This window comes from Microbacterium hibisci, from assembly GCF_015278255.1.
Classification (GTDB): Bacteria; Actinomycetota; Actinomycetes; order Actinomycetales; family Microbacteriaceae; genus Microbacterium; species Microbacterium hibisci.
This window is the reverse complement of record NZ_JADIJC010000004.1, coordinates 390928-403723: the sequence shown is the minus strand read 5'-3', so window position 1 is coordinate 403723 and position 12796 is coordinate 390928. Positions and strand designations below refer to the sequence as shown.

At 69.9% G+C, this 12796-nt stretch carries 13 protein-coding genes and 1 pseudogene; 5 read left to right on the top strand and 9 right to left on the bottom strand.

Annotated features, from left to right (window positions below; all coding sequences use genetic code 11):
* Window positions 1-460 precede the first annotated feature (460 nt).
* The 3 genes from IM770_RS10080 to IM770_RS10070 form a co-directional block, all read right to left on the bottom strand.
* Window positions 461-1477 carry a DNA topoisomerase IB gene (locus IM770_RS10080; RefSeq protein ID WP_203580991.1) on the bottom strand — a complete coding sequence of 339 codons (1017 nt, stop codon included), beginning with the start codon at window positions 1475-1477 and terminating at the stop codon, window positions 461-463.
* 84 nt (window positions 1478-1561) lie between these two features.
* Entirely contained in the window at window positions 1562-1828 is a 267-nt protein-coding gene (locus IM770_RS10075; protein WP_203580990.1) for a DUF7218 family protein, read from the bottom strand.
* A gap of 45 nt (window positions 1829-1873) precedes the next feature.
* Complete coding sequence (locus IM770_RS10070; protein WP_203580989.1) at window positions 1874-2761, bottom strand: SDR family oxidoreductase; 888 nt, start codon at window positions 2759-2761, stop codon at window positions 1874-1876.
* Between the two features lie 210 nt (window positions 2762-2971).
* Between IM770_RS10070 and IM770_RS10065 the strand changes: the two genes are divergently transcribed.
* Window positions 2972-3136: a hypothetical protein gene (locus IM770_RS10065; protein ID WP_194398908.1), complete on the top strand. Its 165-nt coding sequence runs from the start codon at window positions 2972-2974 to the stop codon at window positions 3134-3136.
* Between the two features lie 89 nt (window positions 3137-3225).
* On the opposite strand, the gene IM770_RS10060 is transcribed toward IM770_RS10065, so the two are convergent.
* A complete protein-coding gene (locus IM770_RS10060) occupies window positions 3226-4026 on the bottom strand; it encodes a MerR family transcriptional regulator (RefSeq protein ID WP_203580988.1) in 801 nt (266 codons plus the stop codon).
* Window positions 4027-4232: 206 nt separating this feature from the next.
* Here IM770_RS10060 and IM770_RS10055 point away from each other — a divergent pair.
* Together IM770_RS10055 and IM770_RS10050 are read left to right on the top strand one after the other, a co-directional pair.
* A pseudogene (locus tag IM770_RS10055) lies at window positions 4233-5111 on the top strand (DUF4097 family beta strand repeat-containing protein); the annotation flags it as partial.
* Between the two features lie 134 nt (window positions 5112-5245).
* Window positions 5246-5854, top strand: a complete 609-nt coding sequence (locus IM770_RS10050) for a PadR family transcriptional regulator (RefSeq protein ID WP_203581084.1) — start codon at window positions 5246-5248, stop codon at window positions 5852-5854.
* Between the two features lie 117 nt (window positions 5855-5971).
* Here the strand turns inward: IM770_RS10050 and IM770_RS10045 are convergent, their stop codons facing one another.
* The 4 genes from IM770_RS10045 to IM770_RS10030 are packed head-to-tail and all read right to left on the bottom strand — an operon-like array spanning window position 5972 to window position 10298.
* Window positions 5972-7282: an alpha-L-fucosidase gene (locus tag IM770_RS10045; protein ID WP_203580986.1), complete on the bottom strand. Its 1311-nt coding sequence runs from the start codon at window positions 7280-7282 to the stop codon at window positions 5972-5974.
* A 13-nt stretch (window positions 7283-7295) separates the two neighbouring features.
* The gene (locus IM770_RS10040; RefSeq protein ID WP_239065982.1) at window positions 7296-8225 is read right to left on the bottom strand and encodes a carbohydrate ABC transporter permease; all 930 of its coding nucleotides are present in this window, start codon (window positions 8223-8225) and stop codon (window positions 7296-7298) included.
* Window positions 8218-9147 (bottom strand): carbohydrate ABC transporter permease, encoded by a 930-nt coding sequence (locus IM770_RS10035; RefSeq protein WP_203580985.1) that lies wholly within the window; start codon window positions 9145-9147, stop codon window positions 8218-8220. The genes IM770_RS10040 and IM770_RS10035 overlap by 8 nt, the downstream gene beginning before the upstream one ends.
* Window positions 9144-10298 carry an ABC transporter substrate-binding protein gene (locus tag IM770_RS10030; RefSeq protein WP_203580984.1) on the bottom strand — a complete coding sequence of 385 codons (1155 nt, stop codon included), beginning with the start codon at window positions 10296-10298 and terminating at the stop codon, window positions 9144-9146. The genes IM770_RS10035 and IM770_RS10030 overlap by 4 nt, the downstream gene beginning before the upstream one ends.
* A gap of 363 nt (window positions 10299-10661) precedes the next feature.
* Here IM770_RS10030 and IM770_RS10025 point away from each other — a divergent pair, with 363 nt between their 5' ends.
* Entirely contained in the window at window positions 10662-11678 is a 1017-nt protein-coding gene (locus IM770_RS10025) for a LacI family DNA-binding transcriptional regulator (protein WP_203580983.1), read from the top strand.
* A 20-nt stretch (window positions 11679-11698) separates the two neighbouring features.
* Here the strand turns inward: IM770_RS10025 and IM770_RS10020 are convergent, their stop codons facing one another.
* Complete coding sequence (locus IM770_RS10020; protein ID WP_203580982.1) at window positions 11699-12238, bottom strand: universal stress protein; 540 nt, start codon at window positions 12236-12238, stop codon at window positions 11699-11701.
* A 166-nt stretch (window positions 12239-12404) separates the two neighbouring features.
* On the opposite strand from IM770_RS10020, the gene IM770_RS10015 reads away from it, so the two are divergent.
* Window positions 12405-12602, top strand: coding sequence for a DUF3073 domain-containing protein (locus IM770_RS10015; RefSeq protein ID WP_203580981.1), 198 nt, complete (start codon window positions 12405-12407; stop codon window positions 12600-12602).
* Window positions 12603-12796 lie beyond the last annotated feature (194 nt).

Sequence of the window (12796 nt, the reverse complement as noted above, 5' to 3'; positions counted from 1 at the left end):
CGGGGCCCGACCCCCGGCCGTTGAGCGAGCGCAGCGAGACGAAGCGCCCCGGCGATCCCACAACACCGAGGCGTTTCGTCTTCGCGCGCCAGAGCGCGCTCCGCTCAACGGCCGGGGGCGGAAGCGCAGCGAGACGAACCGCCCCGGCGATCCCGCAACGCCCAGGCGCTTCGTCTGCGCGCGCCGGAGCGCGCTCCGCTCAACGGCCGGGGGCGGAAGCGCAGCGAGGCTAAACGCCCCGGCGATCCCGCAAACACCGAGGCGTTTCGTCTTCGCGCGCCAGAGCGCGCTCCGCTCAACGGCCGTTGAGCGAGCGCAGCGAGACGAAACGCCCCGGCGATCCCGCAACACCGAGGCGCTTCGTCTGCGCGCGCCAGAGCGCGCTCCGCTCAACGGCCGGGGGCGGAAGCGCAGCGAGACGAAACGCTCCGCATCTCCGAACGACGCAGGCCGGCGATCCCTACTCGGCGAGCTCGACGTCCTCCGGGAACTCGGGCTCGCCGCCCCGGCGCGCCGGACGCAGCAGAAGCGCGCGGATCGCCGACTCCCCGGTCTTCGAGAGATCGAGGAGGTGCCCGTCGCGGTAGCGCGCGAAGACCCGAGGGTCGATGTACGAGCCGCGGGCGACCGAGGGCGTGTTCCCCAGCGCTTCGGCCGTGGCGCGCACGGCGAGCACCTCGGCGCGCTTGAGATCCGTTTTGGTGTCGACCGTCCCGATGCGGGCGAGGGCCTCGGCGGCGAGGATCGTGCCGCGGAGAGTGCGGAAGTCCTTCGCGGTGAAACGCCCACCGGTGAGCGCGCGCACGTACGCGTTCACCTCGGCCGGGGTGAGCGGCACGCGTCGTCCGCCACGATTCCACGCCAGCAGCGGCGAGCGCGGCCGGCCCGGCACGAGCAGCTCGACCGCGGCGGCGAGGTCGGCGTCGTCGATCTCGAGGAACTGCTGCTTGCCGCTCTTGCCCGGAAAGGTGAGCGTGACGACGGATGCCTCGACCGAGGCGTCGCGGCGGTGCAGCGTCGTGAGGCCGCGGCTGCCGTTGGCGGCGAGGTAGCGCTCCGACCCGATGCGGGGAGCGGCGTCGTCGAGAAGCCGGAAGGCGACGGCGAGCACCCGCTCGCGGTCGAGGTCCTGGCGGCGGATCGACGTCGTCACGCGGGCGCGCGCCCGGGGCAGCGCCTCGGCGAGTGCGAGCGCCCGGGCGAACTTGCCGCGGTCGCGGCCGGCCGTCCAGTCCGGGTGGTAGATGTACTGCCGCCGGCCGGCGTCGTCCGTGCCGACGGCCTGGATGTGACCGTCGGGGCGCACGCTGATCCAGACGTCCTGCCAGGCAGGCGGGATCACCAGCGCCTGGATGCGGGCGAGGTGGCGAGGCCCGGGCGCGCGACCCCGAGCGTCGAGGTAGCGGAAGCCCGAACCCGAGCGCACGCGGCGGAAGCCGGGGTCGACGAGGGGCCGCACGCGGACGAGCTTCGGCATCCGCTCACGCTACCCGGGACATCGCGCGGCGGTCGCCGGGCTTGTCGAAGCGCTCTCCGGCGAGCCCGGCGGCCGCGTCCGACATCAGTGGTTTCGGATCATCGAGATGAGCTCGGACTTCTTCTTGCCCGAGTATCCCTTGAGGCCGAGCTCCTTGGCGCGCTTGCGCAGCTCGGGGACCGTGCGGTCGTCGTAGTCCTTGGCGCTGCCGCCGCGCTTGCCCATGGCCTTGCGACCCTGGTTGGCTGCGGCGTTCGAGATGCGCGCGGCCTTCTCCTTCGAGGCGCCGTCCTTGCGCAGCTCCTCGTACATGTCGCGGTCCTTGAGGTTCGATCCGCGTCCCTGAGGCATGGCTTCCTCCTTCCATCACCGCATCCGCCGGTGCGGGTGCGGACGTCACAGTCCCTTGCCGCCGGTCACCGGCAGGATCGCGCCCGACGTGTACGACGACTCGTCGCTGGCGAGGTAGACGTAGGCGCCGGCGAGCTCGGCGGGCTGACCCGCGCGACCGAGCGGCGTGTCCTGTCCGAACGTCGCGAGGCGCTCGGCATCCCAGCCCGTCGCCGGGATCAGCGGGGTCCAGATCGGGCCGGGTGCGACACCGTTCACGCGGATGCCCTTCTCGCCCAGCTCCTGCGCGAGCGCCTTCACGAAGGCGACCTGCGCGGCCTTGGTCATCGCGTAGTCGATGAGCCCCGGCGACGGGTTGAACGCCTGGATCGACGTCGTCACGATGATCGAAGCGCCCGGCTTCAGGTGAGGGATGGCGGCGCGGGCGGTGAAGATCTGCGCGAACAGGTTGGTGCGGAACACCCGCTCGAGCTCGGCGGTCTCGAGCTTGTCGAGTCCCTCGCGGTCCTTCTGGTACGCGGCGTTGAGCACGAGGATGTCGAGGCCGCCGAACTCGCCGACGGCGCGTTCCACGATCTCGGCGCAGAAGTCCTCCTCGCGCAGGTCGCCGACCAGCGGCAGCGCCCGGGCGCCCGCTTCGGTGATCAGACGCGCGGTGTCGTCGGCATCGTCCTGCTCCTCGGGCATATGGGTGAGTGCGACGTCGGCGCCCTCGCGGGCGAACGCGATCGCCGCGGCGCGGCCGATGCCGGAGTCGCCACCGGTGATGAGGGCACGCCGGCCCTTCAGTCGCTCGGCGCCGCGATACGACTCTTCGCCGTGGTCCGGTTCAGGGCGGGTCTCGTCGGTGAGGCCCGGCTGCTCCTGCTCCTGCGCGGGGAAGCCGTCGTCGTGGTGTGCGGTCGTCGGATCGGTGGGCGCAGGTCTGCTCATATCCGCGACGGTACGGGCGGCCGCGCCGGCGCTCACGGGGGTTGACTTCCCTGTGCGTCGCCTCTAGTCCGCCGGAAATCCGCGGCGTATCACCGGCGAAGGAGGCTCGTCAAGCCCCTACGAGGTGTGCCGCTCCGGTGCCACTGTCGAGGTGTGCCCAAGAGGCATTCGATGCATCCCGTGCACCGAGAGACAGAAGGAGAACCTCCCATGAACCTCGCCCTGATCATCATCATCGTCGTCGCGATCATCCTGGCGATCGTCGGCGGCCTCAACTCGGCGCTGAACTGGCTGCTGTGGGTGGCCATCATCGTCGGCGTGATCGCGCTGATCGTCTGGTTGTTCCGAGTGATCAGCGGGAACCGTACGCGCTGACCTGCATTGCCCCGGATTGAAGACAGACGGATGCCGCGGCCACTGCTGGCCGCGGCATCCGCCTTTCTCCGCGTGGACGACGTCACCCGCTACAGGTTCGCCTCCGCGTAGACGCGCAGCGCGTCGCGCACGAACTCGGCGCCGTGCGTGCCTCCGTGGCTCGTCGCGTAGTTGGCGCCGAAGCGCGGATCGGCGACGTACATCTCACCGAGCCCGAGTACGTACCCCTTGACGTCGGCACCTCCACCGGTCGCTGAGCCCGCCGAAGCGGCTGGAGTGCCGGGGATGCCGGTCAGCCACTCGACGTGGCGCTTCGCGATCGCCTGGGCCTCGTCGCTGTCGGGTGCGATCCCGGCCTCCGCGGCCGCGATCCAGTCGCGACCGAGATCCGAGACGCGCTGCTGCCACGCGGCCTTGTCGTCGGCGCTCATCGAACGCCACCAGCGGTCGCTGTCGGCGTACGCCTTCTTGCCCCAGCGCTCCTCGACCTCGTCCTTGTACTGCGTGTGGTCGAAGCCGTCGAACATGTTCTCTGCCATCAGTCGTTCACCTCCTCTCACGGCGTTGATGGTGTTCTCCACCGACGCGATCTGCCGCGCCAGGCGGTCCTGCTCCTGCCGCAGCCACGACAGGTGGGCTTCGAGCGCCGGCACCTCGCCGGTCTCGCGCTCCATCACCTTCGCGATCTGCGGCAGTCCGAGGCCGAGCTCGCGCAGCAGCAGGATGCGCTGCAGGCGCACGAGCGCGGCCTGGTCGTAGTAGCGGTAGCCGTTGTGGCCGACGCTCGACGGTGCCAGCAGCCCGATGTCGTCGTAGTGGCGCAGCGTCCGGCTGGTGGTGCCGGCGAGCTTGGCGATCTGCTGGATCGACCATTCGTCGGGCGTTCCCATGACGACCTCCTTCCTCTCGCGTCGTCGAAGACCACGCTAAAGGTTGACGTCGCGTCAATGTCAACGCCGATGTCCGCATCCTGCCCGGGAAGAACCTGGAAGCGGAGGCGAGCACTTGACACGAACACGATATATCGTGTTATTGTGCTAGCACGCGATATATCGCGATTCGGATCCCCATCGGACAACGTCAGGAGAAGGCAGTCATGACCCTGGAGAAGTGGATCATCCACCCGGGCGAGACACGTGTCATCGACATCGAGACCGCGCGCTCGCTCAAGATCGGCCTCGTCGGCGGCCAGATCGACGTGATCGCCCACGACGAGCCCGGCATCCGCATCGAGGTGCACGAGGTCACCGTCAAGGACCTCCGCATCGAGGTCGCCGACGACCGCGTCGAGATCGACCACCCGCAGCTGCGCTGGGACAACTTCCTCGAGGTGTTCCGCAACTTCGGCACCGGCGGGCCGAAGGCCGAGATCAGCGTCGCGGTCCCGCGCGAGATCGCGCTCACCCTCGGTGTCGTCAGCGCGAGCGGTCTGGTCTCGGGTCTGCGCGGCGACGCCTCCCTCAACACGGTGTCGGGCGACATCATCGTCGACGGCATCACGGGCGACCTCTCGGTCAACGCGGTGTCGGGCGACGTGCAGGTGCGGGAACTGGTCGGCGCCCTCAATGCGAACAGCGTCTCGGGCGACGTCGCGGCGACGGGGAGCCTGCGCAAGGCCACCATCGACACCGTGTCGGGTGCGCTGCTCGTGGACTCGACGGGCGACATCCTCTCGGTCGGGCTCAACACCGTCTCGGGCAACGTCACCGTGCGCCTCGACGAGGGCTATCCGGCCAATTACGTGGTCCGCAGCGTCAGCGGACGCGTGCAGATCGACGGCGTCGTGCGCTCGGGGACCGGCACCGGTCCCACCACCAACTACTCCGGCGCCGTCGGAGAGCTCAGCGGCAGCTTCGCCGACGTGCGCGCCCACAGCGTATCGGGCGACATCACGGTGCTGCGTCGCGCGGGTCTTCCGGTGACGGATGCCGCCTCCCCGGCCGCCGTGCCCGGCAGTGCCTCGCCTTCCCCCGAGGTTTCGGCCCCCGCCTCCGACGCGCCCCCTGCGTCGTCGGCTCCGGCCGCGGCCGCCGGCTCACCGGCGCCGGGTGCCGGCGACGACCCCGCCGGCGACGCGTCGACGGGCGTCGACCGAGGAGCGCTGTGATGATGGCCCCGGTCTTCTCTCACGGCGACCTGCGCCTGTACCTGCTGAACCTGCTCGACGAGGGGCCGCGCCACGGCTACGACATCATGCAGGCCCTGTCGGACCGCACCGGGGGCACCTATACCCCGAGCGCCGGCACCATCTACCCGCGTCTGGCGAAGCTCGAGGAGGAGGGCTTGGTGACCAAGACCGTCGACGGCCGCAAGACCGTGTACGCGATCACCGAGGCCGGCCACGCCGAGGTGCAGTCCCGCGCCGGCGAGCTCGAGGGCATCGAGGCGGGGCTCGCCGACTCGGTGCGGCTCATCGCCGACGAGGTGCGCGGCAGTGTGCGCGAGGCGATGAAGAGCCTCCGCGCCGACCTGGCGGCGGCCTCGCGCGAGGAGCGCAAGTCCACGCCGCATGGTCCTCGCGAGAGCGACGCGCGGGTGCTGGCGCGCGAGCAGCTGCAGCGCGCCGACGCCGCCGTCAACGAATTCCGCGCCCGCGTGCGCACCGACCTGCGCACCCATGTCGCGCAGGGCGGCGACCTCGCCGCTTCGCTCGTCGACCAGCTCGCGTCGGAGCTCGACCGCGTCGCCCGAGAGGTGACGCGCACGCTGCGCGGCTGAGCCGCGGCATCCGTTTCCGCAGACGAAGCGCCCCGGACCTTCTCGAAGGTCCGGGGCGCTTCGTCTCTGCGTTCCGCTCACCGCTCGCTCGACGGCCGGGTGTGCGGCTGCGCGGGGTCAGCGGCGGGCGAGGGCCACGGCGACCGGGCCGCCGTCGACGCCGCCCACCCGGAGCACCGCGTCGTCTCCGTCGCGCTCGACGATCGCATCGCCCGACAGCACGCGAGACCGCTCGGGGTCCACGCCGGCGCCGTCCAGCCGGTGCTCGCCGGTCGCGTCGACAAAGACGATGCGCTCGCTCGGCGTCCACCATTCCCGCCGCCAGCGGCCGTTGGACGGCAGGGACGGGTCGCGCCGCTCCGTCGTCTCGGCGGCACCGCCCAGCGCCTGCTTCCACGCGCCGAAGCCGCGGAGCGACTCCTGCTGCAGCTCCGGGATCACGCCCTCGGCCGTCGGCCCGACGTTGATGAGAAGGCGTCCGCCCTTGCCGACCACATCGATCCAGTGCTTGGCGAGGCGCTCGGAGTCGAGGATCTCCTTGGGCGACTCGAGCTGGTTGAACCCGAACGACCAGCCTAGGCCGCGGTTATTCTCCCAGACGTCCTTCGCCTCGTTCTCGCTCATCGCCGAGTACTCGGTGGTGGCGAAGTCGGAGTGGGTGTCGCCCCACCGGTCGTTGACGACGCCGTCGGGGTTCGCCGCGTAGTAGCGCTCGAAGAGCTCGTGCAACCCATCCGGGCCCCGGTGCTTGCCGGCGTCGGGCCACTCGATGTCGTTCCACAGCACGTCGGGCCGGTACCGCTCGATGAGGTCGCGCACGTGCGCCAGCGCGTAGTAGTGGTACGCGGCGTCGTTGGGGCGGAGCGAGTGCACCTGCTCTCCCGACCGGTGCGGCGGGAAGTCGGTGACCGACCAGTCCAGACCGCCCGAGTAGTACACGCCGAAGCGCATGCCCTCGGCACGGACGGCGTCGGCGATGTCGCCGATCAGATCGCGCCGCGGACCACGCCGGACGGTGTTGCGGTAGCCGGTGCCGGGCGCGTCCCACAGGGCGATGCCGTCGTGGTGCTTCGTGGTCGGCACGACGTAGTCGGCGCCCGCCTGCGCGAACAGCGCCGCCCACGCCGCGGGATCGAACCGCTCCGCCTTCCACTGGTCGAGGAAGTCGTCGTACGGCGCGCCGCCGTGCCGTGCGGCGTGATGCGCCTGCGCGGGGCTGCCGTCGATGCGGATGGTGTTGAAGTACCACTCCGCGTACGGGTTGTGGGCGAACCAGGTGTCGTCGTCCGCGATCTCGCCGAGCGCGCCGATCGGCTCCGCCCAGGCGGGGACCGAGTACGCGCCCCAGTGGATGAAGATTCCGAACTTCGCCTTCGCGAACCAGTCGGGAAGGGGACGCGTCAGGTCGTCCCAGGTCTCGTCGGTCATGAGGTCCTTTCGTTCAGCGGCCGCCGAGGCCGGATAGCGCGATCCCCTTGACGAGGTGTCGCTGGAGGAAGATGACGATCAGCGCCGTGGGGAGCATGGAGATGGTGGATGCCGCCATCAGCAGCTCCCAGCGGTTGCCCTGCTGGCCGAGGAAGGCGTTGAGCCCCAGCGGCACCGTCGCCATGTCCTGCGTGGAGATGATGATGAGCGGCCACAGGAAGCTGTTCCAGTAGTTGATGAATGTGAACACGGCGAGCACCGCGATCGCCGGCTTCGCGACGGGCACGATGATCGAGATCAGCGTGCGCACGCGTCCTGCGCCGTCGACGATCGCCGCCTCCTCGAGCTCGCGGGGCACGGTCAGGAAGAACTGCCGCAGCAGGAAGGTCCCGAACGCGGTGAACGCCCACGGCAGGATCAGCGCCTGATAGCTGTTCTGCCAGCCGAGCTCCTGCATGAGGATGAACATCGGGATGACGACGACCTCCTGCGGCACCAGCAGGGTGACGAGGTACAGCGCGAACAGCAGACCGCTCCCGCGGAACCGCATGCGGGCGAACGCGTAGGCGGCCAGGACGCTCGTCGCACAGACGAGCACCGTGCCGAGCACCGACACGATGACCCCGTTGAGCATGAAGCGTCCGAACGGCACGTAGGTCCAGGCATCCGCGAAGTTCTCCCACCGCAGCTCGCTGCCGAACAGCGTCGGCGGCGACGTGAAGACCTCGTTGCCCGGCTTGAGCGCCGTGGCGATCATCCAGACGAACGGCATGAGGAACAGCACCAGCACGAGCGTCAGGAGCACCTGCGAGATCACGCCGCGCATGCGGCGGCTGCGCCGGTGACGGCCGGCCGGTGCGAACTCCGGGCGACGGCGCGTCTTGGCTCGCAGAGGCTGGACGACCGTGCGAGTGGTCGTCTCCTCGAGCAGCGCTTCAGTCATAGTGGACCCACCTCCGTTGGCCGAGGAACTGAACAGCGGTGATCAGCGCGATGATCGCGAACAGCACGGTGGCCACCGCCGAGGCCGTCCCGAGGTCGAAGAGCTGGAATCCGCGCTGGTACAGGTACATGACCATGGTGGTCGTGCCCACACCGGGCCCACCGCCGGTCAGCACGTACGGCTGCGCGAACACCTGGAACGCCGTGATGAGCGTCATCACCGCGGCGAAGAAGATCGACGGCGACAGCATCGGCAGCGTGATGCGCCAGAACCGCTGCCAGGCGTTCGCCCCGTCGAGCGCGGCCGCCTCGTAGAGCTGCTCGGGAATGGAGTCGAGCCCGGCCGAGAAGACGAGCATGTTGTAGCCGAACCCCTGCCACAGCGACATCGCGACCACGATGGCCATCGCGCCGGCCTCGGTCCCCAGCGGGTTGAACTGCTCGACGCCGAACGTGGCCGCGATGTCGGCGAACACACCGTTGGGCTGCACGAGCAGCCGCCAGACCAGCGCGTTGGCGACGATCGGCGTCACGGCCGGCAGGAAGAACAGCAGGCGGTAGAGGCCGCGACCGCGGATCCGCGGCGAGATCCACACCGCGAGTCCGAGAGCCAGCAGGAAGTTGAGAGGGACGTAGAGCACGACGAACAGGAGCGTGTTCCCGACGGTCCGCCAGAAGATCGGATCGTTCGTGAAGATCCTGACGAAGTTGTCCAGCCCGGCGAACGAGCGCTCGCCGATCACCGGCCAGTTGAAGAATGCGATGACCAGCGACCCGATGATCGGCCCGAGCGTGAACACCAGGAAGCCGATGCCGCTGGGTGCCAGGAAACCGTAGGCGGCGAGACCGTCCCGGCGCCGCGAGACGCGCCGGGGCGCCGCCGCCTGTTCTGACGGCGCCCCGACCACGGGTGCGAGACTCACTGCGACGCGCCCGCTTCGGTCTGCGACTGCACGGTGCCGAGGAAGTCCTCGGCGGTCATGTCGCCGTTGAGTGCGCTCACGGCGTACTGGTTGAACAGCGCGTTGACCTGCGTGAAGTTCGACGTGGACCGCAGCGGCTGGCCGCCCTCCGCCGCGGCGGCCAGCGCCTCCTGCGCGACCTCGTAGTCGCCCTGGAAGTACGCGGGCTGCTCGGCGGTGCGCGAAGGGTAGGCGCGTCCCATCTCGGCCAGCGCGGTCTGCGCCTCGGGACCGGTGAGCACCGAGATGGCCTGGAGCGCCTCCTCGGGGTACTCGCACGAAGCGCTCACGCCGTAGCCCGATCCGGCGACCGGAGTCGCGGACCCGTCGGGGCCGGCCGGGATCGGCGCGACGCCGTAGTCGAAGCCCGCCTGCTCGGCGATGTACGCCAGCTGCCACGGACCGTCGACGGCCATCGCCGCGTCGCCCGCCACGAACGAGTTCAGGGCGTTGTACGAGTCGCTCGTCGCGGGAAGCTGGGGCGCGCTGCCGTCGGCGACGAGCTTCTGCATGAACTCGACCGCCTCGACCATCGCGGGGTCGTCCAGCTGCAGCGTGCCGTCCGCCGCGACGCCCTGCTCTCCCGCCAGCGTGAGCGACCAGGCGGTCGCCGTGTCGAGCGTCGGATTGACGGCGTAGCCGTACTTGCCCTCGCCCGAGAGCGCTGCGGCCGCCGCCTCGAAGTCTTCGACCGTCCAGTCCGCCGCCGGCGGCTCGACGCCGGCCTCGGCGAGCGCGTCGGCGTTGTAGAACACCACGAGGGGCCCGAGGTCGTAGGGCACGGCGTACTGCTCGCCGTCGACCTGGGTCGCCTCCACGATCGCCTGGTCGAAGTCATCGAGGTCGATCCCGGCGGCGCTCAGGGCGTCGGAGTCGAGGGGCAGCAGCAGATCCTTGATGCTGCTCGTGCGCGGCGACTGCACACCGAGGATGCACGCCTCGGTGCCGCCGCTGGCCTGCGCGGCCAGCCGGGTCCAATAGTCGTTGAACGGCGCGGTCTCGAGCTTGAGCTTGATGTCGGGGTACTCGTCCTCGACCATGCCGACCAGCGTCTCGAGCGCCTCGGTCTCGGGCGTGGACCCGGCCCACATCGAGAAGGTCAGCGTGGTCACGCCTTCCTCCTGACCACTGCCGCTGCTGCCGCTCGAGCCCGCACAGCCTGCGAGCAGAACGAGAGATGCAGAAGCTCCTACGGTTACAGCGACGTATCGTTTCACGCGCTTTCCTCTTCCTTGAGATCACGTCGGGGTCGACCCGGGCTGGGTGGGCCTTTGGTCGGATGTTTACCGGCTCAGTCTGAATTATCTGCACCGATACGTCAAGAGATCGCCCGAAACATCCGCTCAGTAGCATCAACGGTTCGCCGACACGGCATTCTTCGGGCGTTGCATGCGTCGTCCTTGTCGACCGGAGATAGCGTAACGTTTCGTGCACCCTCGCGACGGGCCGCCGGGGTAGCGTGAGCGGGGAGCACCATGGCGACGTACAAAGACATCCAGAGGGCGACAGGGCTGTCGCTGGCGACGATCTCGAAGTTCTACAACGGCGGCAACGTCCTGGCCGCCAACGCGGCCGCGATCGAGAAGGCCGCTGCACAGCTCGAGTTCCGACCCAACGCCTTCGCGCGCAATCTGCGCACGCGGCGGTCGCGCACGGTCGGCGTGCTGCTGCCGAGCCTCGAGAGCGAGTTCTACCTGTCGATCCTGGCGGGCGTGGAATCACGCCTGCGACAGCACGGCGTGAGCATGCTGATCAGCGCAGACCACGCCGCCGAGGAGGGCGGGGAGGACGCCGTCGGCGTGCTGGCCGACCGGATGGTCGACGGCATCATCACGGTTCCGACGGCGCGCGCCACGCCTGGTCTCGTCGCGCTGGCCGACCGGGGCACTCCGATCGTGGTCATCGACTGGACCACACCGGGGCTCGACGCCGACGCCGTCATCATCGACAACGAAGGGGCCGCGGCGACGGCCGTCCAGCGGCTCGCCGACCGGGGCCACACCCGCGTCGCCTACATCCGGGGTGAGGCCCTGCCGACCATGATGGCCCGCGAGCAGGGCTTCCGTCGTCAGCTGCGGGCCCGCGACATCCCACTCCCCGAGGAGTACGTCGTCTCGTGCCCGATGACCGTGGCCGGCGGCCGCGCCGCGATGCAGAAACTCCTCCTGCTCGAGCAGCGTCCCACCGCGGTGTTCTGCGGCAGCAACATGCTCGGCGTGGGCGCACTCACCGCCATCAGCGAGTCGGGCCTCCGGGTGCCGCGCGACATGTCGTTCGTCGGATTCGACATGACGAGCCTCAGCCGCATCATGAACCCCGCCCTCGACATGATCGCGCAGGACGTGGACGCCATCTCGCGATCGGCGGCCGACCTGATGCTCGCCCGCCTGGAGCGGGGAGCCGATCCGAAGGCCCCGCGTCGCACCGTGGTCGTCCCCGTCGACTACGTCGCAGGGGGATCGGTCGCCGACCTGAGGCCGCCGGCCGACTGACGCCGCCGCGCGGGTCGCGGTCAGGCGGGCCAGATCTCCTCGTCATCGGGCACGGGCTCGCCGAGCGGCACGATGAGGATCGGGCGGTGCTGACGGTGCGCGAGACGCGCGCCGACCGAGCCGGTGAAGAACTCCCGCACGGATTCGCCGAAGCCGCGCTTGCGCGTGCCGACCACCAGCAGCCGGGCGTCCACCTCGTCCGCGAGGTGCTTGATCGCCATCGCGGGATCGCCGACGAGCTGGCGCACTGTCCAGTCGAGACCGGAGTCGGCGAGGACGGATGCCGCGGCATCCTGCACCTTCGTCAGCTCGCCCTCGCCGGCCGCGATGTTCATGTCGATGGGTGCGGAATGCACGTACCCGTCGGGATCCTCGTAGGTGACGAACCGCGTCACATCGACATGGACGACCACGAGGGGCGCCTGGAAGAGCTTCGCGTAGCGGGCCGCCTCCTTGAGCACCCGCGGCGACTGATCGGGGATGACGCCCACGATCACGCCGCCGTGCAGGCTCTTGTCGGTCGTCGCATCGCCTTCCGGCTCGGATGCCGCGTCGGTCATATGTCCGCACTCCTCCTGCACCGGTGGGGTCGGAACCGCCGGGGTGCGGGGGCTCCGTGTTATCCTGAATGCTACTCTTACCGGTCCGAAGCCGGATTCGTGAATGCCCGGGTTTGCGCGCCAGAGAGCCGCAGAAAGCCCGCGATCCTAAATGAGGGGGTCTCGCATGGGGCGTGGCCGTCAGAAGGCGAAGCACACCAAGATCGCTCGTGAGCTGAAGTACGACACGTACAACGTGAACTACTCGGCGCTCGAGCGCGAGCTCGGCCACCACAGCGAGGACGAGTACGTCGACAAGTGGGCCGACCAGTACAACGACGAAGACGAGGACGAGACGTCGCCGCTCTCGTCGTCGCAGGCGTGACCACTTCCGTTCACGCCGTCACCTCGGCGGCCTGATCGGTCTCGCACGGCCCGTCGTGGCCGCGCCGACGTCCGGCGTCCCCCGAGCGCGCGTGCCGGCCGCGACGGATGCCTCGTCGGGCGCGGGACGTCGCGCCGAGCCTGCAGCGCCCGGAACGCCGCGCCGAGCCCCGGGCCGCCGGACCCGGGGGCCCG